Source organism: Microtetraspora niveoalba, assembly GCF_001570405.1.
GTDB classification, from domain to species: domain Bacteria; phylum Actinomycetota; class Actinomycetes; order Streptosporangiales; family Streptosporangiaceae; genus Microtetraspora; species Microtetraspora niveoalba.
On record NZ_BBYM01000010.1, the window covers coordinates 126,683 to 149,764 of the forward strand.

Genomic DNA, 23,082 nt, shown 5'->3' on the forward strand with positions numbered 1-23,082 from the left:
GAAAGCTTACCGTGTCCGGAGGGCTGGTCGTGCCGCCGGCCGGTACGGCCACCGCCGGGAGCGGCAGCCGTACCGGAACGCGCTACTCGGCCTCGCTGAAGGTGACCTCGACGCCGCCGACGAGGCTGGACGACAGGTTGTAGATGACCGCGCCCAGCGTGGACAGAGCGGTGATGAGGACGACGTTGACCGCACCGAGCAGCGCCGTGTAGCCGAGGATGCGGACGGGGTCGAACCACCCCTCGATGCTCTTGGCGAGGTCACTCGTCGCCTTGCCGCCGTCGCCGGAGGTGAGCTGGGTGACCATGTCGGTGATGGTGTCGAAGACACCGAGCGCCGAGAGCACGCCGTACAGCACGGCCACGGCGACGAACAGCACCACGAAGCAGACCAGCGACAGGACGAAGCTGAACTTCATCGCCGACCACGGCTCCACCCGGCGCAGCACCAGGTGGGCCTTGCGCGGAGCGCGGATCCCGGGCTTGCCGTCCGGGGCCGGATCGGTCCGTATGGCGGACTCGGACGGGGAGGCCGCGGCCGCCCCCGGCTTGGGCGCCGAGCCCATGGCGGGCCGGGGGTAGGCGGCGGTCGGGCCGGGACCGGCGACCTGCCTGCCGGGAGCGGAACCACCCGCACCCGGCCCCTTCGCGCCAGGGCCACCGGAACCGGGACCGTTCGCACCGGGACCGCCCTGGGCCGGGTTGCCGGGGCCGGGGTTGCCGCCCGGCCGCTGGGGGCCCGAACCCGGGCCCCCGGGACGCGGCGCGCCTCCGTCGCCGGACGGCTTCCAGGACTGCTCCGGCCCCCCGGGCCGGACGCGGACGGTGTCCCCGGGCTTGCCGTCCTTGCCCGGAGGTGTCACATCATCAGCATCTCGCGCCACCCCAGCGACGTTACCGCTTTCGCCGACCCGCTCGGTCACCTGATCCCGCATGGGTGAGGAGGCGGGACGGGCGCCTCCGGACTTCTTCTTGGGCGCGCCGGCCGCGTTCCCGCCGCTGGAGTTGCTCATGCCTCGTCTCCTGCCCCGTTTTCGTCGGTCTCCAACGACTCGGCATTCCTGGCGAGGGCCACGACGCTGTCGCCTTCGGCGAGGTTCATCAGGCGCACACCCATGGTCTGCCGGCCGGACTGCTTGATCTCACCGGCACTGGTCCGGATCACTCCACCGGCAGAGGTGATCGCGAAAACCTCGTCCTCCGGACGAACCATGACGGCTCCGACCAGCTTGCCACGAGCGCTGACGATTTTCGCCGTCAGCACACCCTTGCCTCCGCGGCCCTGAACCGGATATTGACTCGCTGGCGTCCGCTTTGCATAGCCGCCCTCGGTCGCGACCAGCACGTCCTCACCGTCACTGATCACGTTCATCGCGAGAAGCTCGTCGCCGTCGATGAACCGCATGCCGATCACGCCGCTGGTGGCGCGGCCCATCGGGCGGAGCGCCTCGTCCGAGGCGGTGAACCGGATGGACTGGGCGTTCTTGGAGACGAGCAGCAGGTCGTCGGTCTCCGAGACGAGCCGGGCTGCGATCACCTCGTCGTCCTCGCGCAGGTTGATCGCGATCAGACCGCCGGAGCGCGGCGAGTCGTACTCGGCGAGCCGCGTCTTCTTCACCAGGCCGCTGCGCGTCGCCAGCACCAGATACGGCGCCACGTTGTAGTCGCGCAGGTCGAGGATCTCCATGACGTGCTCGTCCGGCTGCATGGCGAGCAGGTTCGCCAGGTGCTGCCCGCGGGCGTCCCTGCCCGAGTCCGGCAGCTCGTACGCCTTGACCCGGTAGACCCGCCCCTTGTTGGTGAAGGCGAGCAGCCAGTGGTGCGTGGTGGTCACGAAGAAGTGCTCGACGATGTCGTCCTGGCGGAGCTGCGCGCCCCTGACGCCCTTGCCGCCGCGCTTCTGCGCGCGGTAGAGGTCCATGTTGGTGCGTTTGGCGTACCCGCCACGGGTGATCGTGACGACCATGTCCTCTTCGGCGATCAGGTCCTCGATGGACATGTCGCCCTCGTACGCGATGATCTCCGTCTTGCGCTCGTCGCCGAACTTGGCGGCGATCTCGCCGAGCTCCTCGGAGACGATGGACCGCTGCCGCTCCGGCGAGGCGAGGATGCTCTGGTAGTCGGCGATCTGCGCCATCAGGCCGTCGTACTCGTCCTGGATCTGCTGCCGTTCGAGGGCGGCCAGCTTCCGGAGCTGCATGTCGAGGATGGCCTGCGCCTGGACCTGGTCGATCTCCAGCAGCGTCATCAGGCCGCCCTGGGCCTCGGCCGCCGACGGCGACCGCCGGATGAGGGCGATGACCTCGTCCATCCGGTCGAGTGCCTTGAGCAGGCCGCGCAGGATGTGCGCGCGTTCCTCGGCCTTGCGCAGCAGGAACCGGGTCCGCCGGACGACGACCTCGACCTGGTGCTCGATGTAGTACTTGACGAACTGGTCGAGCCGCAGCGTGCGCGGCACGCCGTCCACCAGCGCGATCATGTTCGCGCCGAACGTGGTCTGGAGCTGGGTGTGCTTGTACAGGTTGTTCAGCACGACCTTGGCGACGGCGTCGCGCTTGAGCACGATCACGAGCCGCTGGCCGGTGCGCGAGGAGGTCTCGTCGCGGACGTCCGCGATGCCGGTGATCCGGCCGTCCTTGACCAGCTCGGCGATGGTCAGGGCGAGGTTGTCCGGGTTCACCTGGTACGGCAGGGCCGTCACGACCAGGCACTGCCGGCCCTTGGCGTCCTCCTCGACCTCCACGATCGCCCGCATGGTGATCGAGCCGCGGCCGGTGCGGTACGCGTCGTCGATGCCCCTGCGGCCGACGATGAGCGCGCCGGTCGGGAAGTCGGGGCCCTTGACGCGGGCGATGAGGGCTTCGAGCAGCTCCTCGTCGCTCGCCTCGGGGTTCTCCAGGCTCCACTTCACGCCGGCGACGACCTCGCGCAGGTTGTGCGGCGGGATGTTCGTCGCCATGCCGACGGCGATGCCGGCGGAGCCGTTGACCAGGAGGTTGGGGAACCGCGACGGCAGGACGACCGGCTCCTGCGACCGCCCGTCGTAGTTGGGCTGGAAGTCGACGGTCTCCTTGTCGATGTCCCTGAGCATCTCCATGGCGATCGACGCGAGGCGGCACTCGGTGTACCGCATCGCGGCGGCCGGGTCGTTGCCCGGCGAGCCGAAGTTGCCCTGGCCGTCGACCAGCGGGTAGCGCAGCGACCAGGGCTGCGCGAGCCGTACGACGGCGTCGTAGATCGACGTGTCGCCGTGCGGGTGGTAGGAGCCCATGACGTCGCCGACGACGCGGGAGCACTTGAAATATCCCCGGTCGGGCCGGTAGCCGCCGTCGAACATCGCGTACAGGACCCGGCGGTGCACCGGCTTGAGGCCGTCGCGCACGTCGGGCAGGGCACGCGACACGATGACCGACATCGCGTAGTCCATGTAGCTGCGCTGCATCTCGGACTGGATGTCCACAGGTTCGATGCGGTCAGCGGGCGGTCCAGGCGGAGTGTTCACTTCCGTCACGAAAAGTCAGTCCTTACACGTCGAGGAAGCGGACGTCACGGGCGTTGCGAATGATGAAGTTCCTGCGGGCTTCCACGTCCTCGCCCATCAGGACGGTGAACAGCTCGTCCGCCTGCGCGGCGTCGTCGAGCGTCACCTGGAGGAGGATCCGGCTGTCCGGGTTCATCGTGGTCTCCCACAGCTGCTGGGCGTTCATCTCGCCGAGACCCTTGAAGCGCTGGACGCCGTCGTGCAGGCGCGGGTCGCGCTTGCCGCGCGCGATGCCGTCCTCGATGGTCGCGTCGCGCTCCCGGTCGGAGAACGCGTACGACGCGTCCTCGCCCTTGCGGTCCCACTTGATCTTGTACAGCGGTGGCTGGGAAAGGTAGACGTGCCCTGCCTCGATCAGCGGCCGCATGAAGCGGAACAGCAGCGTCAGCAGCAGGGTGGTGATGTGCTGGCCGTCGACGTCGGCGTCGGCCATGAGGATCAGCTTGTGATAGCGGAGCTTGGAGATGTCGAACTCGTCGTGGACGCCGGTGCCGAGCGCGGTGATCATCGCCTGGACCTCGGCGTTCTTGAGGACCCGGTCGATGCGCGCCTTCTCGACGTTCAGGATCTTGCCGCGCAGGGGGAGGATCGCCTGGAACTTGGGATCCCGGCCGCCCTTCGCCGAGCCGCCGGCCGAGTCGCCCTCGACGATGTACAGCTCGCACTTCTCCGGCTCGGACCACTGGCAGTCGGCCAGCTTGCCCGGCAGGCCGCTCCCGCTCTCCAGCAGCGACTTGCGCCGGGTGAGGTCGCGCGCCTGGCGCGCCGCGATGCGGGCGCGTGAGGCCTGGAGCGACTTGTTGATGATCTCCTTGGCCTCGCCGGGGTTGCGCTCGAACCAGTCGCGCAGGTGGTCGTTGCACGCCTTCTGCACGAACGACTTCGCCTCGGTGTTGCCGAGCTTGGTCTTGGTCTGGCCCTCGAACTGCGGGTCGGCCAGCTTCACCGAGATGATCGCGGTGAGGCCCTCGCGGATGTCGTCACCCGTGAGGTTGTCGTCCTTGCCCTCCTTGAGGAACCTCTGCTCGCGCGCGTACCGGTTGACGATGCTGGTCAGCGCGGCGCGGAAGCCCTCCTCGTGGGTGCCGCCCTCCGCGGTGTTGATCGTGTTGGCGAAGGTGTAGACCGACTCCGAGTACGAGGAGTTCCACTGCATGGCGATCTCGACCGAGATGCCCTCTCCGTGCTCCTCGAAGTCGATGACGGAGCTGTGGATGGGCTCCTTCTTCTTGTTGAGGTGGCCGACGAAGTCGGACAGGCCCCCCTCGTAGTAGTACGTCGCGACGACCGGCTCGCCGTTGACGTGGTCGGGCCGCTCGTCCCTGATGGTGATCGTCAGGCCCTTGTTGAGGAAGGCCATCTCCTGGAACCGGCGCGAGAGCGTCTCGAAGTTCCAGGTGGTGGTCTCGAAGATGTCGTCGTCGGCCCAGAAAGTGATCGAGGTGCCGGTCTCGTCGGTCGCCTCGCCCTTGCGCAGCGGACCGGTCGGCCTGGACCGCTCGTACGTCTGCGACCAGTGGTGGCCGTCGGTGCGGATCTCCACATCCAGCCGTGTGGACAGCGCGTTCACCACGGAGACGCCCACGCCGTGCAGACCGCCGGAGACGGCGTACGACTTGCTGTCGAACTTGCCGCCGGCGTGCAGCGTGGTGAGCACGAGCTCGACCGCGGGCCGCTTTTCCACAGGGTGTTCGCCGACGGGGATGCCACGGCCGTTGTCGACGACCCTCACGCCGTTGTCCGCGAGGAGCGTGACCTCGATGGTGTCGCAGTACCCCGCCAGGGCCTCGTCGACCGAGTTGTCCACAACTTCGTAGACCAGGTGGTGGAGACCGCGCTCGCCCGTCGAGCCGATGTACATGCCGGGGCGCTTGCGGACCGCTTCCAGACCTTCGAGAACGGTGATAGAGCTAGCGTCGTAGGACAAGTGCGAAATCCTCCTGCCGCGGACACGTGGCGAGCGAGACCTCTGCTGGCTGCCCCTGCCGTGCCCGTCACCGTCGTGAATAAGCCCCGTGCGATCACCCAGAGGAAAACCGGCCTCGAACCGGGGTGACGCGCAAGCGGACGTGTCCTTGAGTCCGCGTCCATTCTACTGCGCCCACAGCACTTACGTGGCAATGACGGCCGCTGTGATGCCCTGTAGCGCGACGATCATGTTTTCAGGGACCCCCCCTTAGGGAAGGGGGTCAGTCGCTCAGGCGCAATTATGGAGCCTAGCCGTAGGTGTCGCGGGGTCCGCGGCCGCCGCGGACGCGCAACCCGCCCTGTCGCGGCCCCGCCCCCGGGCCGCGCACCCTCACGCGCTTGACCGTGCCGTCGCCGAGTTCCTCGTTCAGCCGCCTGACCAGCGTGGCCGCGAGCAGCCGCACCTGCGTGGCCCACGCGGTGGAGTCGGCCGCCACGACCACCTCTCCGTCCTCGAAGGACTCCGGCTTCGTGTGCGCGGCCAGGTCGGGTCCCACGATCTCGTGCCAGCGGCCGAACACGCCGCCCATCGCCACCGGCCGCTCCCAGCCGCGGTCGGCGAGCAGGTCTCTGATCGCCTTCGCGAAGGGTTGTGGATCGCCGGCGTCCCGACGCTGCCCGGAGGACCGGCGGCGCGGCTCGCTGCGCGGGAGCTGCCCCCGCCTCGCCGCGTCCGCCTTCGCCTGGGCCAGCTTCTCCCGCGCCAGCGCCGCCCCTTTGGCGGCAGTGTTCATGGCACTCGCTGTGCTTACGGCGCTCGCTTCGCTCGCGCGGTTCGGGGCGCTTTCGAGGCGGCTCGTGCCCTCGTCACGTCCTCGCTCGTCCCTCGCTGCGGGCGTTCCTCGGTTACTTCCCCGCCGCGCCCCGAACAGGTCAGGTGCCTGTGGAAACTCATCGGACACGGGTCGCGTTCCCTTCCGTCACGTCGAACCGCGCGCCGGCCAGCTCGGCGGGGACGTCGTCCGGCACCGCCGCCGTGATCAGCACCTGCTCGGCCGGCGCGACGATCTCGGCCAGCCGGGTCCGGCGGTGGCCGTCCAGCTCGGCGAACACGTCGTCCAGGATCAGCACCGGATCGCCGCCGTCCGCCCTGAGCAGGTCGTACGCGGCCAGCCGCAGCGCCAGCGCGAACGACCACGACTCGCCGTGGCTCGCGTACCCGCGCGCGGGCAGCTCGCCCAACGCCAGGTGCAGATCGTCGCGGTGCGGCCCCACCAGGGTCACGCCGCGTTCCAGCTCCGACTGCCGCGCCTCGGCCAGGCCGGCCCGCAACGCCTCTTCGAGAATCTCCCGAGACCATCCACAGCCTGTGGGCAACTTCACGCCGGTCCGGTATTCCAGATCCGCCGCGGCCGACGCCGGCGCCAGCGTCGCGTACGCCTTGGCGGCCAGCGGGCGCAGCGCCTCGACCAGATCCAACCGGGCGGCCAGCAACTCCGCGCCGTGCCGTACGAGATGGGTGTCCCAGACGTCGAGCGTGCTCAGCAGGTCTCCGGCGCCCGCCGACGCGAACGCCGCCTCGTCGTCCTGCCTGCGCGCGCTCCGCCGCCGCCCCTGCCTGGTCGCCGCGGCCGTGCGCAGCAGCGTGTTGCGCTGCTTGAGCACGCGGTCGTAGTCGGCGCGGACCCCGGCGAAACGGGGGGCGCGCGCCACGAGCAGGTCGTCGAGGAAGCGGCGCCGTTCCGAGGGGTCGCCCTTCACCAGAGCGAGGTCCTCGGGGGCGAACAGGACGGTGCGCAGCAGGCCGAGCGCCTCACGCGGCCGGGGGACGGGGGAGCGGTTCACCCGCGCCCGGTTGGCCCGGCCGGGATTGATCTCCAGCTCGACGAGCGCCCGGCGGTCGTCCCGCGCGACGAGCGCGCGCACGATCGCGCGCTCGGCGCCGTGCCGCACCAGCGGGGCGTCGGTGGCGACGCGGTGGCTCGACTGCGTCGCGACGTACCCGATCGCCTCGACCAGGTTGGTCTTGCCGTGCCCGTTGGGGCCGACGAACGCCGTCACCCCCGGGTCGAGGGCGATCTCGGCCGAGGGATAGGACCGGAAGTCGGTCAGGGACAGGTGGCACACACGCACCCCGAAAGGCTAGTCCCTGCGGGTGACCGCCCGCGGGGCGACGAACTCCGCCGCCGTCACGCCCCGCGCGCTCCGGTCTGTCCACAGCCCGTGGATCAGCGCTGGGCCTCCACCGGCGGGGTCACGTCGGCGCCGGGGGCGTCCGCGCCCTTGCCGGTCTGCCCCTCCTGCGCGGTGACCGCGTGCCCGCCGAACTGGTTGCGCAGCGCCGCGACCATCTTCATCGCGGGGGAGTCCTCCTGCCGGGACGCGAAGCGGGCGTACAGCGCGGCCGTGATGACCGGCAGCGGCACCGCGTGCTCCACCGCGGCCTGGACCGTCCACCGGCCCTCTCCCGAGTCCTGGGCGTACCCCTTGAGGTCGGCCAGGCCGGGATCCTGGTCGAGCGCGCGGACGAGCAGGTCGAGCAGCCACGAGCGGATGACCGTGCCCTGCCGCCAGCTCTTGAACGACCCGTGGACGTCCGTGACGATGTCGGCGGCCTCGAGCAGCTCCCAGCCCTCGGCGAAGGCCTGCATCATGCCGTACTCGATGCCGTTGTGGACCATCTTGGCGAAGTGCCCGGCCCCGATCCGACCGGCGTGGACGAAACCGTCCTCGCCTTCGGGCTTGAGCGTCTCGAAGACCGGCCGGAGCCGCTCCACGTCCTCTGAGGCGCCGCCGACCATCAGGGCGTAGCCGTTCTCCAGCCCCCACACGCCGCCGCTCACACCGACGTCCACGAAGCCGACCCCCTTGGCGGCGAGGTCGGCGCCGTGCTTCTGGTCGTCCACGTAGTGGGAGTTGCCGCCGTCGATCACGATGTCCCCGGGGGAGAGCATCTCGCCCAGCAGCCGGACCGTGCTGTGCGTCGGATCACCGGCGGGCACCATCACCCAGACGGCACGGGGGGTCTCCAGCCGGTCGACCAGTTCCTTGAGGCTGCCGACGTCGCTGAGCCCCGGATCCCGGTCGTAACCGACGACCTCATGACCGCCGCGGCGAAGCCGCTCGGCCATGTTGCCACCCATCTTGCCGAGCCCGATCATGCCGATCTGCATAGAGCAACCCCCCTCAGGGTCGAACATCCACAAGGACGCCGTACCCGGACATACGACCTCCACGCCCGGGAGATCGTACGCCCCCGGGTCAGCTCGACAGCCGGATCGGCATGATCAGGTAGCGGTAGTCCGGGGTCGCGCCTTCGTCCACAGGCTTGCCGCCGGTGAGGATGGCGGGCTTCGTCGACGTGGTGAACTGCAGGCGAGCCACGTCGGAGTCGATCGCTCCGAGGCCCTCCAGCAGGAACTGGTGGTTGAACGCGATGTTGATGTCGTCGCCGTCGAAATCGACCGGCAGCACCTCGACCGCCTGCGCCTCGTCGCCGCTGCCCGCCTCGAGCACGACCTCGTCGCCGCGGAAGGCCAGCCGTACGGGGGTGTTGCGCTCGGCGACCAGGGCGACGCGCTTGACCGCCTCGACGAACGACGCGGTCGGGATGTCGGCCCGCGCGGAGAACTCGGTCGGCAGCAGCGAGCGGTACTTCGGGAACTCGGGGTCGAGGAGCCGCGTCGTGGTCCGCCTGCCCGAGCTGGAGAATCCGATCATGCCCTCGCCGGTGCCGCCGACGGAGCTCAGCGCGATCTCCACCTCGGCTCCGGTGCCGCCCAGCGCCTTGGCGGTGTCCGCGAGCGTACGGCCCGGCACCATCGCGATCGCCTGGAAGTCGGGCTGCTCGGGGTGCCACTTCAGCTCGCGTACGGCGAGGCGGTAGCGGTCGGTGGCGGCCAGCGTCACCGTGTCGCCCTCGATCTCCATCCGGACACCCGTGAGCATCGGGAGGGTGTCGTCCTTGCCGGCGGCCACGGCGACCTGGCCGACCGCGCCGGCGAAGACGTCGCTGCCGATGCGCCCAGCGGCGGGAGGCATCGCCGGCAGGGAGGGGTAGTCCTCGACGGGCATCGTCAGCAGGGTGAACCGCGCGCTGCCGCAGGTGACCACGGCCTTGGCACCGTCCACCACGAAATCCACAGGCTGTGCAGGGAGCGCCCGGGTGATCTCGGCGAGGAGCTTTCCGGAGACGAGGACGACACCCGGCTCACCGGACTGCGGTTCGAGCGTCACCTCCGCCGAGACCTCGTAGTCGAAGCCGGAGAGTTTCAACTGCTGATCGTCGGTCACTTCTAGGCGCATGCCCGCCAGCACGGGCACGGACGGCCGCGCCGGAAGGCTCCGAGCCGTCCACGCGACGGCCTCGGCGAGTACGTCGCGGTCGATCCGGAATATCACGTGGACCAGCCTCCTGGGTATCGCTGCTTGGCATTCTTGCAGGCTTCACTCTCCCGCACCTCCGAGCCCCGAGAACCCTCTATGGCTCTTGAGTTCTTCAGTAGAGAGAGCAAAGCGTCATCGTCATAGGGGGTGTGGATACTGTGGAAATCTCGTTCCCCCGCAGGTCAGAGCCCATTATTCATCCACTGCCGGGTGTGGAGGACCGGTGGATTACCTGGGCATGCCTGGGGATGACCGTCCGTTGCCCACAGGCCGTCCCCAGCCGAGGGGGTCTCTATCCACCGGTTATCCACGAGTTATCCACTGGTTATCCACCGGATAAAAGCACATCTCAGGTGGACATCTTTCCACTACACACAGGCTGTCCCCAGGCTATCCACCAGTCGTCCCCAGGTTGTCCACAGATCTGTCCCCAGGGTACGGGCGCGAATTTCCCCCTGCTGACGGGGTTATTCGACGGCAAGATCGGATGTCGGCGCACGCCGGTCCACAGAGTTATCCACAGCCTGTGTATCGAGGGGCGCCCGATCTGCCCGCGTGATGCCGGAACGCACCGATCGGACGTGTCCGTACGCGTGCCGGAACACGCCCACGGCTCGCGTCCTGCGCCGCTCGTGGGTCACGGTGGCGTCGTCGTCGCGAGGGCCCAGGGCCGGGCAGGTGATGCCGTGAGGCGCGGCGGGGAACCCCGTCAACGCGGGGTGCGGGAGCCCGTCCGCAGGGTGCGGGAGCCCGTCACGCGCTGCGCGCGCGCTGCTTGATCCGGGTCGTCAGCTCGTTGACCTGGTTGTACATCGACCGGCGCTCCGCCATCAGCGACCTGATCTTGCGCTCGGCGTGCATGACGGTCGTGTGGTCGCGACCGCCGAACTGGTGACCGATCTTGGGAAGCGACAGGTCGGTGAGCTCACGGGCGAGATACATGGCGATCTGCCGGGCCGTCACCAGGGCGCGCGAGCGCGAGGTCCCGCAGACGTCGTCGAGGGAGACGCCGAAGTACTCGGCGGTCGTCGACATGATGAGCGAGATGGTGATCTCGGGGGTCGTGTCCTCGCTGATCAGGTCTTTGAGCACGATCTCGGTGAGCTTGATGTCCACCGACTGCCGGTTGAGGCTGGCGAACGCGGTCACCCGGATCAGCGCGCCCTCCAGCTCCCGGATGTTCGTGGAGATCCGGCTGGCGATGTATTCCAGCACGTCGGGCGGCGCGGCCAGGCCCTCCTGGATCGCTTTCTTGCGCAGGATCGCGATGCGCGTCTCCAGCTCGGGCGGCTGGACGTCCGTGATCAGCCCCCACTCGAAGCGGTTGCGCAGCCGGTCCTCCAGGGTGACGAGCTGCTTGGGCGCCCGGTCACTGGAGATCACGATCTGCTTGCTCGCGTTGTGGAGCGTGTTGAAGGTGTGGAAGAACTCCTCCTGCGTCTGCTCCTTGCCTTCGAGGAACTGGATGTCGTCCACGAGCAGGATGTCCACAGCCCGGTAGCGGGCACGGAACCCGTCCGCCTTGTGGTCGCGGATGGAGTTGATGAAGTCGTTGGTGAACTCCTCCGAGCTCACGTACCTGACCCGCGCGCCGTCGTACAGGCTCTGCGCGTAATGGCCGATCGCGTGCAGCAGGTGGGTCTTGCCCAGCCCCGAGTCGCCGTAGATGAACAGCGGGTTGTACGCCTTGGCCGGCGTCTCCGCGACCGCGACCGCGGCGGCGTGCGCGAACCGGTTGCTCGCGCCGATGACGAACGTCTCGAAGGTGTACTTGGCGTTCAGCCGGGCCGGCTCCCCCGCGGTGCGGCCGCCGCGGCTGTCCCACCTGTTCTGCGGCGGCTCCGCGCTCCCCGGCTGCGGTGGCTCGGGAGGAGCGACGCCGTCCTGCGGCTCCTGCGGGCCCTCCTGTGGATAGTCGGACGACGGCGGAGGCGCCGCGCCGGGGCGGGACTGCGGCCCGGGCCCGCGCTGCGGAAAGGAGGGCGAAGGGGAGAAGGAGTCGTGCTTGCGGCCGTCGCCCCCGGTCTCCTGGGGGTCGACCATCACGGCGATGCGCATCGGCCGGCCGAACTCCTGGGAGAGCGCGTGCGCGATGAGCGGCCGGAGCCGGACCTCGATGACTTCCTTGGCGAAATCGTTCGGAGCGGCGAGGAGGATGGTGTCGTTGATGAGCCCGGACGGCTGGGTCATCTGGAGAAACGCCCGCTGTTGTCCTGAAACGCCCTCATCGAGAAGGGTCCTCAGCGCGCGAGCCCACACCTCGTTGAGGTCGTCGGCCTCCATGGTCGGGCACTCCTCCCTAGCGCGGCCCCCGCAGATTCGCCGCGATCCGTTCTTTCACGCAGGTCCCGGCCGGAGGCGGCCCGGCGGGACCAGCCCCCGATACGTGATCCACAGAGGATCCACACGTTATGCACAGGCCGTCGCAAGGTCCCGGGCGCATCCACGTTCGATGGAGGAGGGTCCGGAGGGTTGACAGTAGTGGTGTGCGCGACCTGGGTTCAAGACGTTGTCCACAGCCTACTGGTAGCCGTGGGCGGCTCGTGTGGGCGATGTGCGGACCAGGAGAAGAACCCTCACGCGCGGAGAGAAGGCCACCTCCGGGCGTGCTCCGGTTTGACCTGTGGCAGGATCGCCCCCTAACGTGTGGAGGTCGGCTGGTCACGCGACGGCTCTTTCGCATGTCCACGCACTGGCGAGCCGCATCCTTGGAATGTTGCGCGTCCCGCGGCCTCCTGCGGGCGTATCTGAAGCCTGGAGTCCACTCGTGAGCAAGCGTACTTACCAGCCGAACAACCGTCGCCGCGCAAAGACCCACGGCTTCCGGCTGCGTATGCGCACGCGTGCCGGCCGTGCCATCCTGGCCGCCCGCCGTCGCAAGGGCCGCGCCGAGCTGACCGTCTGACGAGCGAAACCGTTGTCGCCCGCCGTCCCGGTGCCGGCGGGCGACAGTCGTAGTTCGAGGAAGTTTCGGTGCTGCCGTCCGCGTCCCGAATGCGGCGCGGTGATGAGTTCGCCGACGCGATCCGGCGCGGGCAACGCGCCGGCCGCCCCACCCTTGTCGCGCATCTGAACGTGCACGACACCGAGGGGCCGCCGTCGGTGGGTTTCGTCGTGAGCAAGGCCGTCGGTGACGCCGTGACCAGGAACCGGGTGAAACGCAGGCTCAGACACCTGATGCGGACCCGACTCGACCGCCTTCCGCGAGGTAGCCTGCTTGTGGTACGCGCCAACCCTGCTGCCGCGTCCGCGCGGAGCGAGCACCTGGCCGCCGAACTCGACATCGCGCTCGATCGTTTACTCCGGCGGCGGGGGTCCACCCCGCGGACCCTTACGGATGGACGGTCATGACAGTCGAGCAGTCGAGTCCCGGGCGAGCGGGCGCCTCCGACGTGCGACCCACCCTGGCCGCGCGTGTGCTGCTCGTCCCTATCAGGTTCTACCGGGCGTTCATCAGCCCGGCGCTCGGCCCTCGATGCCGATTCGAGCCGTCCTGTAGCGCCTACGGGCTTGAGGCCATCGCCGTACACGGAGCGGTGCGCGGATCGTGGCTGACCATCAGGCGCATCGGGCGTTGCCACCCGTTCCATCCCGGAGGTTTCGACCCGGTGCCCCCACCCCGAGGCCGGTCTCACGACACAACGCAAGGGAGCTAGCTCGGTGGAGCTGTCATTCCTCAACTGGCTGTATACCGCCGTGGCATGGGTGATCACCCAGATCCACGCCGGTTACAGCACCTTCCTCGCCCCGGACAGCGGGTTGACCTGGGCGCTGACCATCATCACGCTCACCGTGCTGATGCGCCTGCTGATCTTCCCCCTCTTCCTCAAGCAGATGCGCTCGTCGAGGAAGATGCAGGAGCTCGCTCCCAAGGTGCAGGAGCTGCGCAAGCGCTACAAGAACGACAAGCAGCGCATGAACCAGGAGGTCATGCGCGTCTACCAGGAGGCGGGCGCCAACCCGCTCGGTGGCTGTCTGCCCATCGTCGCGCAGTTCCCGATCTTCATCTCCATGTTCACGGTCCTCCGGGCGATCGCCGAGGACCAGGACAAGTTCGGTATGACCAAGGAGCTGGTGGACAGCGCGCGGCACGCGCACATCCTCGGCGCCCCGCTGCCCGCGACGTTCTTCACGAGCAGCGCCGACATCGAGGCGTTCGGCGCCGACCCGGTCATGACGAAGATCGTCCTCGCGTGCTTCGTCGCGATCAGCTCGCTCACCACGTTCCTCACGGTGCGGCAGAGCGTGAAGCGGTCGATGCAGCAGATGGTCGACAACCCGATGGCGCAGCAGCAGAAGATCCTGATGTACATCTCGCCGCTGTTCGCCATCTTCAGCCTCAACTTCCAGCTCGGTCTGATCCTCTACTGGGTCACCACCAACGTGTGGACGCTCAGCCAGCAGCACTGGTTCTACAGCCGTCACCCGATGCCGGTCGTGGACGAGAAAGGGAACGTGACGACGCCGCCGCCTTCCCACGGCGTCTTCAGCAAGGTGCTGGGCAAACCGAAGACCCCCTCGGCTCCTCCCGCTCCGCCGGAGCCTAAGATCGTCCGTCAGCAGCCGTCGCGTCAGTCGCGTAGCAAGCGGACCGGCAGCAAGAAGTCGTAGGAGAAGGAGAGACCGGACGTGACCGAAGCCGAGGAGAGCGTCAAGCCTGCTCCCGACGTCGCCGCCCTGGAACAGGAAGGTGAGATCGCCGCCGACTACGTCGAGGGGCTGTTGGACATCGCCGACATCGACGGCGATATCGACATGGATGTCGAGGGCGACCGCGCGGTCGTTTCAGTGGTCGGCGTCAAGGGAAGCGACCTGGTCGGCCCCGGCGGCGAGGTGCTGGAGGCGCTCCAGGAGCTCACCCGGCTCGCCGTACACCGCCAGACCGGCGAGCGGTCCCGGCTCATGCTCGACATCGGCGGTTATCGGGAGCGCCGCAGGGCCGAGCTGACCAAGATCGGCGCCGCCGCCGCGGACGACGTGAAGCGGAGCGGCGAGCCCAAGGCGCTCCAGGCGATGACCCCGTTCGAGCGGAAGATCGTGCACGACGCGGTCGCCGCGGCCGGCCTCCGCAGCGAGTCCGAGGGCGAGGAGCCCCGGCGTTTCGTCGTCGTGCTTCCCGCGTAGTCCCGCTTTCGCATCGAAGGCCGTCGATCCTCCGAGGGTCGGCGGCCTTTGCCGTACCCGGCGGAGGAACGCGAGCCACCGCGGAAGGTATCGAGAGCGCAGGGAAGGAACCATCAGCGGGATCTCCCGCGAGCCCCGTGGGCCGGGATCGGCGAGAGGTGTGCTGGAACGGAAGCGACCATGAAGCCCCGGCCGGAGCGGGGCGGCTACCCTTACCCCGAGAGCATCCATAGATGAGTGAGTGATGACGGAAAGCAACGAACTGCCCGAGGCGCCCGCGATGGCGCGAGAGGTGTTCACCGGTGAGGCATTGGGCAGAGCCGAGGCGTTCGCGAAGCTGCTCGCGGGCCCCGGTGTGGTACGCGGACTGATCGGGCCACGCGAGGTCCCCCGGATCTGGGATCGCCATCTGCTCAACTGCGCGGTGGTGGCGGAGGCCATCCCCGAGGGCGTGCGACTGGTGGACATCGGTTCCGGCGCCGGCCTGCCCGGTCTGGTCCTGGCGATCGTCCGCCCCGACATCACGGTGACGTTGCTCGAACCGCTGCTGCGCCGTACCACCTATTTGGGGGAGTGCGTGGAGGCGCTGGAGCTGGGCAACGTGGAAGTGCTGCGCGGCCGGGCCGAGGAACTGGCGCGCAAGCGCGTTTTCGACGTCGCCACGGCGCGTGCGGTGGCCCCGCTTGACCGCCTGCTTGCCTGGTCCATGCCTCTTCTTGAGGAGGGCGGCGAGCTTCTCGCGATGAAGGGCGAGCGTGCGGCCGAGGAGCTCGACGCGGCCGGGCCGCAACTCAAGGCGTACGGGGCGCGTAGCGCCGAGCTTGTTACGGTGGGGCACGGTAAGGTCGAGCCGCCGACCACTCTCGTTCGCGTCGTCGCGGGCCGATCCCCTGAGCGGAGTGGGAAGGGCGCGCGGCACCGACGGAAGAGGTGAGGGTCGTGGCGGGTGCGGCTGGGGGCCTGGGTTGGCCGGAGAATCACATCGCCGTACCCTTGGAGATCGCGTCGGTAGGTCGGCCATCGGGGGTCGGCTGGCCTTTTATCTCTGTTTCGCAGGGTGAAAGGACGACCACCGTGTCCCAGACCCCCCTTAATCCCGGTGATTCCCCGCTGGTACGAGAGGCACTGAGCTCTGTGGTTTCACGTGAAACAGCGACGGCCGCTCCGGCGGCCGCGCCTTCGATTGGATACTCCACACGGGACGAGGAGGCGTGGCCCCGCCCCCCGAAGTGCCGAGTGATGACGGTGGCGAACCAGAAGGGCGGCGTCGGAAAGACCACGACGACCGTGAATTTGGCCGCCGCCCTCTCCATGCACGGGCAGCGCGTGCTGGTGGTCGACCTTGACCCTCAGGGCAATGCCTCGACGGCGTTGGCGACCGAACACCGGTCGGGGGTGCCGTCGGTTTATCAGGTGCTGGTGGACAATCTCCCGTTGGATTCGATTGTGAAGCCGGTCCCGGAGATGCCGAACCTCTATTGCGCTCCGGCGACACTGGATCTCGCGGGTGCGGAGATCGAGCTGGTGCCGATGGTCGGCCGCGAGACCCGGTTGAAGCGGGCGTTGAGCGCGTTCGACTCGATGGAGCTGGACTACATTCTGATCGACTGCCCGCCGTCACTCGGACTTCTCACGGTGAACGCGATGGCGGCGGCGCAGGAAGTGCTCATCCCGATCCAGTGTGAGTACTACGCGCTCGAAGGGCTCACCCAGCTTATGCAGAACGTCGAGCTGGTGCGGGTTCACCTGAACCAGGAGCTGAACGTCTCGACGATCCTCTTGACCATGTACGACGGGCGTACCCGCCTGGCTTCCCAGGTCGCCGAGGAGGTGCGGTCACACTTCGGGGACACGGTGCTCAAGGCGGTCATCCCGAGAAGTGTCCGCGTGTCGGAGGCGCCCAGCTACAGCCAGTCGGTCATCACGTATGACCCCGGTTCGAGCGGGGCGCTGGCGTACAAGGAGGCCGCGCGCGAGATGGCGCACCGCGGCGCGGCGGTAGCGGGGGCATAGCGGGTTGCGGGCACGGAATGAGCCCGCGCGGCGGTAACCTCTCGTGGTGGAGTGCCCGGCGACTCTGAGATCGCTGGGCACTGCCTTTCGTACGGTGTTGTGCGGTGTTAAGGAGCAGCGGTGTCTCAGCAGCGTCGGGGACTGGGCAAGGGGCTTGGGGCACTGATTCCCACCGGGCCGATCGTCGAGCCGACGATCGCGGCCGGGCCGCCGGCGGCGGAGCCTGCCGACACCGGTCTCCGGCCGGTCGAGGGAGCCTACTTCCAGGAGGTCCCACTCGAGGCGATCGTGCCCAACCCGCGCCAGCCGCGTGACGTGTTCGACGAGGAGCGCCTGGACGAGTTGGCCACCTCCATCTCCGAGGTCGGCCTGCTTCAACCGGTCGTCCTACGCGCCAGCGGAGACGGCCGATTCGAGCTGGTGATGGGGGAGCGGCGGTGGCGCGCCTCGAAGCTCGCCGGCCTGGAGAAGATCCCCGCGATCGTCCGCAGCACCCAGGACGACGAGATGCTCCGCGAAGCGCTGATCGAGAACCTTCAGCGCGAGCAGCTCAACGCCCTGGAGGAGGGGGCGGCGTATCGCCAGCTCCTCGATGACTTCGGGGCCACCCACGAGGTCCTGGCCAAGAAGGTCGGTCGGTCGCGCTCGCACATCACCAACACCCTCCGGCTGCTCAATCTGCCGTCGAACGTCCAGCTCCGGCTGGCGGCGGGGACGATCAGCGCGGGACACGCCCGCGCGCTGCTCGCTCTGGACGATCCGGCGGCGCAGGAGCGGCTGGCGACGCGCATCGTCGCTGAGGGCCTCTCGGTCCGTACGGTCGAAGAGATCGTCGCCCTCGGTGAGGCCACCGCAGGACCGGCCCCGCGCAAGCCGCGTGAGAAGAAGCCGGCGGCCCCCGCGCTCCGCAGGCTGGCGGAGCAGCTTTCCGATCACTTCGAGACCCGGGTGAAGGTCGACCTGGGTTCCCGCAAGGGACGTATCGTCGTCGAGTTCTCCACGATCGACGATCTGGAGCGCATCATCGGCACGATGGCGCCTGAAACGGTCGCCAGCGTACGCGACGGCGACGAATAGTCAGAGCTTGTGCGCGCGCTGTGTTTCACGTGAAACACAGCGCGCAGGTCAAGGGTGAGAAGCATGTCTCCGCACGCCTGACCCGGCCGTTGCCTGCGGCTTGGACACGCGGGGGAGCCGTCGCGTGGTCGGTGCCGGTACTGGTGCCGCCTGGTGTGTGATGACGAATCGGCGCTGCCCCGCTTGAGCGGCGCTGTGATGGGGACGGGTGCCCCACATCACGGAGTACGCCGCGATTGCGGAGGCGAGGGCGCGGCACCGCATCGGCGGGCAGGCGGCCACTGATCTGGCGGCGCGGCAGAAGACTGCGGCGAATCCATCCTGCAAACCGGCTGCCTCGCAGCCCTCCGGCGGACGTACTGTACGACTGCGCCGTCGGCCACACGATCTGGGCGGGTTCTTCGCTCCCGCCCGCCCATCGCCGGAGGAGGCCGAGGCGTGCGCCGTGACGGCCCTCGCCCGTCCGTGGCTTGGCGCGGCACAGCAGGTGAGTACTTCTCCGGTCGGCCGTCACGGTGGCCGGTGAGCGTCGCGGCGAGCCAGGATCTGACGGACGGGGCGAACACGGTCGACATCTCGTCTCCTCTGCGAGAGGTCGTCTGTGTGGGGGGCCGTTTCGTGCGGCATCCCAGGGGACCGGGCAGGCACGTAATCCCAGAGGGACCTGGCGGACGGCGACACTCCCGGCTGTGTGCCTGGGAGGAAGCGCAGCGGCGAGATCTGCGGTGCGCGCGGCATCAACCCCGGGGTCGCGGAATTTCGGGGATGGGGCGGACCGGGGCGGCGAGAGCGGCGAGGGCCCGCGGGCCGCACACTTCCGATGGACCGGTCGCCCCGGCGAAGCGCCGCCCCTTCCAACCGGACAGGCGTGCAATCCCAGAGAGACCTAGCGGACCGGCACCCTGCCCGTCCGCGTGCCCTGGGCCGGGGGAGTGCAGCGGCGAGATCTGCGCCCGGGCGCGGGACTGGCGAAGTCACCGAGTCCCGGGGTGAGGCGGACGGGGGCGGCGAGATGCCCCGTCCGGAGGGCGGCAGGGGAGCTTTTGGAAGGGGGGATGGGGGGAGGGGTTTCACGTGAAACACGGGAGGGGCTGGCCTCCGGCCAGGATCCGTCCAAGAGCCCGGCTGCAGTGGCGTCCACGAAAGAAGCCGGCACCGGCAGAATCCACAAGCAACCTCGGCCCCGCGCGTTAAGGCCCCAAGGAAACCATCCCTTGAACGGATCCAGGGAACGTCCGACGCCCCGCCACCAGCAGGATCCGCCCAGAACCGCGCCCTGGTGGCGTCCTCCATAGAAGCCGGCACCGGCAGGAATTCCAGGCAATTTCGGCTTCGTATGGGGAGACCCCAAGGAGCTCGCTCCCTTGGACGGATCCCGGGAACCGCCCGGCGTTCCGCCACCAGCAGGATCCACAAGCAACCTCGGCCTTGTGCGGAGAGGTCCCAAGGAGCCCCATCCGGACGGATCTCGGAAAGGGCTCCGGGCAGTGGCGATGGCCGCCCGCCTCGAAGGCGGCCGGAATCATGCCCTGGCGGGAGTGTGGAACCTCGGCGCCCCCCCGGCAGGAGCAGAGGGGGGACCCCGAGCAGAAGTAGAGGGGGGACCCCGAGCCGAAGTAGAGGGGGGACCCCGAGCCGAAGTAGAGGGGGGACCCCGAGCAGGAGCAGAGGAGGGACCCCGGGCAGAAGCAGAGGAGGGACCCCGAGCAGGATCCCTCCGGTGGCGGAAGAGTCAGCCTCGACGGGCGGCGAGTTCGAGGAGTCCCTTACAGAGGGTGCCGAGATCGCGCCCGGCGGCCTCGGCGGCCATCGGGAGCAATGAGGTCTCGGTCATGCCGGGAGCGACGTTCACTTCGAGGAAGTAGGGGCGGCCGGTCTCGTCCACGATCAGGTCGGTACGGGAGACGTCCCGCAGCCCGAGCGCCGCGTGTGCGGTGACGGCCATCGCGGCGCACGCCTCGGCGTCCTCCTGTGACAGCCGGGCGGGAGCGAAGAACTCGGTGTGCCCGGCCGTATAGCGGGCCGCGTAGTCGTAGACACCGCCGTCGGGCACGATCTCCACGGGAGGCAGGGCCACCGGACCGTCTCCGAGGTCCACGACGGACACGGCGACCTCCACTCCCGCGATGTACTTCTCGATCAGCACGGTGTCGCCGTACGCGAAGCAGCCGACCATGGCGGCGGGCAGTTCCTCGGCGGACCGCACGATGGAGGCGCCGAGTGCCGAGCCGCCGCGGGAGGGCTTGACGAACAGCGGCAGGCCGAGCCGGTCAACGATGCGGGCGAGCACCGCGCTCGCCCCCAGATCGTGGAAGGTCTCCTTGGGCAGGGCGATCGAGTCGGGCGTGTTCAGCCCCCACGAACGGACGACCGCCTTCGCCGTCGGCTTGTCGTAGGCGACCCGGCAGGCGTCCGGGGTGGCCCCCACGTACGGAACGTCGAGGAGCTCCAGCACGGAACGGATGGCACCATCCTCACCGGCTCCGCCGTGCAACGTCACGAAGACGGCGTCCGGCGGGTCGGCGAGCACGGCGGGAACAAGGGTGGCGTCGGTGTCGCGAGTCTCGACGACCACCCCGGCCGCGCGCAGGACCTCGCTGACCCGGCGGCCGGAGCGGATGGAGACCTCTCGCTCATACGAAAGGCCCCCCGCCAACACCAGCACATGCGCCAAGTCACTCATAGGGAGAGGGCCTTTCTCACTTCGGGATTCCGGTACGGCCAGCCCGAACAGGCTAGCCGTACCGGAACCTCAGGCGAGGTCCGGACCCGGCGTGTCGACTCCGGGGTGCTCGGGCACGGAGCCGGTGCCGAAGGTGTCGCGCAGTTGCAGCTCCTGCTCGATCACGCCGGCGAGCCGGCGTACGCCCTCACGGATGCGCTCGGGCTCGGGATAGCAGTAGGAGAGCCGCATGTGCTGGGCGCCGCCGCCGTCGGCGTAGAAACCGGTGCCGGGGACGAACGCGACACGTTCGGCCACCGCGCGCGGCAGCATCGCCTTGGAGTTGAGCCCCTCGGGAAGGGTCATCCACACGAAGAACCCGCCGGCGGGACGGGTCCACGAGCAGCCGGCGGGCATCAGTACCTCGAGCGCGTCGAGAAGGGCGTTGCGCCGTTCCCGATACAGCTCTCGGAAGGATTTGATCTGCTCGCGCCACGGCTGGGTGGCGAGGTACTGCCCGACGGCGAGCTGGGTGAAGGTCGAGTGCGACAGCACGGCCGACTCCATGGCGAGGACCAGCTTCTCGCGGACGGCATGCGGCGCGAGCGCCCAGCCCACCCGGAAACCCGGGGCGAGAGTCTTGGAGAACGAGCCGAGGTAGACCACGCCGTCCGGGTCGTCGGCCCGCAGCGCGCGCAGCGGCTCGCCGTCGAACCCGAGCAGCCCGTACGGATTGTCCTCGACGACCAGGACGCCGGCCCGCTGGCAGATCTCCAGCACCTGCCTGCGGCGGACCTCGTTCAGGGTCACGCCGGCCGGGTTCTGGAAGGTCGGGATGGTGTAGAGGAACTTGACCCGCCGACCGGCGGTGTGCAGCGCGTAGATCGTCTGCGCGAGCGACTCGGGCACGATGCCCTGGTCGTCCATCGCGATGTGCACGACCTTGGCCTGGTAGGCGCTGAAGGTGCCCAGCGCACCGACGTAGGAGGGCCCCTCGGCGAGCACCACGTCGCCGGGGTCGATGAAGATCCGGGTGATCAGGTCGAGGGCCTGCTGGGAGCCCACGGTGACGACGACGTCGTCCGCCCCGGCCTCGATGCCCTCCATCCGCATGACCTCGCAGATCTGCTCGCGCAGGTCGGGGTCACCCTGGCCGGAGCCGTACTGGAGCGCGACCGGGCCGCGCCTGGCGACCAGGTCGGCGACCAGTTCGCCGACCACGTCGAGGGGGAGGGCCGTGACGTACGGCATGCCGCCGGCGAGCGAGACCACCTCGGGCCTGGACGCGACGGCGAAAAGAGCTCGAACCTCGGAGGCGACCATCCCGGTAGCTCGTGCGGCGTACCGATCGACATAGGCGTCAATTCGCGACCCTTGGGGCGCGGTCGTCCGACCGTGATCGAGCTCGTGCGTCACGGTCCACCTCCGTTCACGTAGCCGAGAAACCAGACTACGGCAGCGCCGCCGTTCCGACGCCGCCGGGTTGCCCTCCGGTGACGGCACGCGACGCCGGACGTGGGCGCGGGAAGCCGTCGCGGGTACGGCGACCGGGCGCGTTCGCTGAGTTACGATGCCAGCGGAAGGCGCGATGGTCGTGTGGTTTTCCACACATCCGACGGCGTTTTCGGGGGCTCATGTACTCCTCTCGGGGATTGGGGCAACAGGTGTCGCGTCGGCTGGCCAACGTCACTCTGGACAATCTCGACGATCTGCCGCGGCGATGTCGGCGCTGCGTCTTCTGGGAGCTCGATCCCATGAGCGGTGAGCGCGCGGTGCAGGCGGGCGATCCCGGCCTGGAGAAGGAGGCCTGGATCTCCGCGACCCTGCTGGAGTGGGGGAGCTGCGGCAAGATCGCGTACGTGGACGGTGTCGCGGCGGGTTTCGTGCTCTACGCGCCGCCGCTGTACGTGCCGCGGTCGGTGGCGTTCCCGACGTCCCCGGTCAGCTCGGACGCGGTGCTGCTGATGACGGCGCACATCATCCCGGAGTTCTCGGGAGGCGGCCTCGGCAGGATGCTCGTCCAGGGGCTCGCCAAGGACCTCACCCGTCGCGGCGTGCGGGCCATCGAGGCGTTCGGCGACCTGAAATGGGAGCAGCCCAGTTGCGTGGTGCCCGCCGAGTACCTGCTCTCCGTGGGGTTCAAGACGGTGCGTCCGCATCTGAGGTTCCCGCGGCTCCGGCTGGAGCTCAAATCGGCCGTCTCGTGGCGTGAGGACGTCGAGGTGGCGCTGGAGAGGCTGCTGGGGTCGATGAGTCCGGAGCGGGCGCTTCGCCCCGTCTGAGGCGATCTCAGCGCGTTCCGGCGCCCCGATACGCGGAAGCCCCCTGCGCCGTGATCGGCGAGGGGGCTTCGCTGTGGGTGGGTGCCGCCG

19 protein-coding genes are annotated in these 23,082 nt (G+C 69.1%); 9 read left to right on the forward strand and 10 right to left on the reverse strand.

Annotated elements, in window-relative coordinates; translation table 11 throughout:
• Positions 1–82: 82 nt before the first annotated feature.
• The 8 genes from AWQ70_RS41105 to dnaA all read right to left on the reverse strand — a co-directional run bounded on the left by AWQ70_RS41105 (position 83) and on the right by dnaA (position 12,117).
• Positions 83–1,012: a DUF3566 domain-containing protein gene (locus AWQ70_RS41105; RefSeq protein WP_306303398.1), complete on the reverse strand. Its 930-nt coding sequence runs from the start codon at positions 1,010–1,012 to the stop codon at positions 83–85.
• Positions 1,009–3,510 carry a DNA gyrase subunit A gene (gene gyrA / locus AWQ70_RS10795; RefSeq protein WP_067173731.1) on the reverse strand — a complete coding sequence of 834 codons (2,502 nt, stop codon included), beginning with the start codon at positions 3,508–3,510 and terminating at the stop codon, positions 1,009–1,011. Before gyrA ends, AWQ70_RS41105 begins: the two co-directional genes overlap by 4 nt.
• A 13-nt stretch (positions 3,511–3,523) precedes the next feature.
• Positions 3,524–5,467 (reverse strand): DNA topoisomerase (ATP-hydrolyzing) subunit B, encoded by a 1,944-nt coding sequence (gene gyrB, locus AWQ70_RS10800; RefSeq protein WP_084516800.1) that lies wholly within the window; start codon positions 5,465–5,467, stop codon positions 3,524–3,526.
• Positions 5,468–5,756: 289 nt separating this feature from the next.
• Complete coding sequence (locus AWQ70_RS10805) at positions 5,757–6,242, reverse strand: DciA family protein (protein WP_067173737.1); 486 nt, start codon at positions 6,240–6,242, stop codon at positions 5,757–5,759.
• Between the two features lie 157 nt (positions 6,243–6,399).
• Entirely contained in the window at positions 6,400–7,581 is a 1,182-nt protein-coding gene (gene recF / locus AWQ70_RS10810) for a DNA replication/repair protein RecF (RefSeq protein WP_067173740.1), read from the reverse strand.
• 95 nt (positions 7,582–7,676) lie between these two features.
• Positions 7,677–8,621: a phosphogluconate dehydrogenase (NAD(+)-dependent, decarboxylating) gene (gene gnd / locus AWQ70_RS10815; protein WP_067173743.1), complete on the reverse strand. Its 945-nt coding sequence runs from the start codon at positions 8,619–8,621 to the stop codon at positions 7,677–7,679.
• A gap of 88 nt (positions 8,622–8,709) precedes the next feature.
• The gene (gene dnaN, locus AWQ70_RS10820) at positions 8,710–9,849 is read right to left on the reverse strand and encodes a DNA polymerase III subunit beta (RefSeq protein ID WP_067173745.1); all 1,140 of its coding nucleotides are present in this window, start codon (positions 9,847–9,849) and stop codon (positions 8,710–8,712) included.
• 738 nt (positions 9,850–10,587) lie between these two features.
• The gene (gene dnaA / locus AWQ70_RS10825; protein ID WP_067173748.1) at positions 10,588–12,117 is read right to left on the reverse strand and encodes a chromosomal replication initiator protein DnaA; all 1,530 of its coding nucleotides are present in this window, start codon (positions 12,115–12,117) and stop codon (positions 10,588–10,590) included.
• 484 nt (positions 12,118–12,601) lie between these two features.
• On the opposite strand from dnaA, the gene rpmH reads away from it, so the two are divergent.
• The 8 genes from rpmH (at position 12,602) to AWQ70_RS10855 (ending at position 18,048) form a co-directional block, all read left to right on the forward strand.
• Positions 12,602–12,739, forward strand: a complete 138-nt coding sequence (gene rpmH / locus AWQ70_RS37510; protein ID WP_015772801.1) for a 50S ribosomal protein L34 — start codon at positions 12,602–12,604, stop codon at positions 12,737–12,739.
• 68 nt (positions 12,740–12,807) lie between these two features.
• Positions 12,808–13,185 (forward strand): ribonuclease P protein component, encoded by a 378-nt coding sequence (gene rnpA / locus AWQ70_RS10830; RefSeq protein ID WP_067173750.1) that lies wholly within the window; start codon positions 12,808–12,810, stop codon positions 13,183–13,185.
• The gene (gene yidD / locus AWQ70_RS37515) at positions 13,182–13,490 is read left to right on the forward strand and encodes a membrane protein insertion efficiency factor YidD (RefSeq protein ID WP_084516804.1); all 309 of its coding nucleotides are present in this window, start codon (positions 13,182–13,184) and stop codon (positions 13,488–13,490) included. The genes rnpA and yidD overlap by 4 nt, the downstream gene beginning before the upstream one ends.
• Before the next feature lie 4 nt (positions 13,491–13,494).
• Positions 13,495–14,445, forward strand: a complete 951-nt coding sequence (gene yidC / locus AWQ70_RS10835) for a membrane protein insertase YidC (RefSeq protein WP_067173753.1) — start codon at positions 13,495–13,497, stop codon at positions 14,443–14,445.
• An 18-nt stretch (positions 14,446–14,463) separates the two neighbouring features.
• Positions 14,464–14,958 (forward strand): Jag family protein, encoded by a 495-nt coding sequence (locus tag AWQ70_RS10840; protein WP_067173755.1) that lies wholly within the window; start codon positions 14,464–14,466, stop codon positions 14,956–14,958.
• A 244-nt stretch (positions 14,959–15,202) separates the two neighbouring features.
• Entirely contained in the window at positions 15,203–15,892 is a 690-nt protein-coding gene (rsmG, locus tag AWQ70_RS10845; RefSeq protein ID WP_067173758.1) for a 16S rRNA (guanine(527)-N(7))-methyltransferase RsmG, read from the forward strand.
• Positions 15,893–16,197: 305 nt separating this feature from the next.
• Positions 16,198–16,971, forward strand: a complete 774-nt coding sequence (locus AWQ70_RS10850) for a ParA family protein (RefSeq protein ID WP_084516824.1) — start codon at positions 16,198–16,200, stop codon at positions 16,969–16,971.
• Between the two features lie 120 nt (positions 16,972–17,091).
• Positions 17,092–18,048: a ParB/RepB/Spo0J family partition protein gene (locus tag AWQ70_RS10855; RefSeq protein WP_067173763.1), complete on the forward strand. Its 957-nt coding sequence runs from the start codon at positions 17,092–17,094 to the stop codon at positions 18,046–18,048.
• A gap of 1,732 nt (positions 18,049–19,780) precedes the next feature.
• On the opposite strand, the gene AWQ70_RS10860 is transcribed toward AWQ70_RS10855, so the two are convergent.
• Together AWQ70_RS10860 and AWQ70_RS10865 are read right to left on the reverse strand one after the other, a co-directional pair.
• Entirely contained in the window at positions 19,781–20,731 is a 951-nt protein-coding gene (locus AWQ70_RS10860) for a D-alanine--D-alanine ligase family protein (RefSeq protein ID WP_067173766.1), read from the reverse strand.
• Positions 20,732–20,800: 69 nt separating this feature from the next.
• Entirely contained in the window at positions 20,801–22,033 is a 1,233-nt protein-coding gene (locus AWQ70_RS10865; RefSeq protein WP_067173769.1) for an aminotransferase-like domain-containing protein, read from the reverse strand.
• Between the two features lie 431 nt (positions 22,034–22,464).
• Here AWQ70_RS10865 and AWQ70_RS10870 point away from each other — a divergent pair, with 431 nt between their 5' ends.
• Complete coding sequence (locus AWQ70_RS10870) at positions 22,465–22,992, forward strand: GNAT family N-acetyltransferase (RefSeq protein ID WP_245646899.1); 528 nt, start codon at positions 22,465–22,467, stop codon at positions 22,990–22,992.
• Positions 22,993–23,082: the final 90 nt, after the last annotated feature.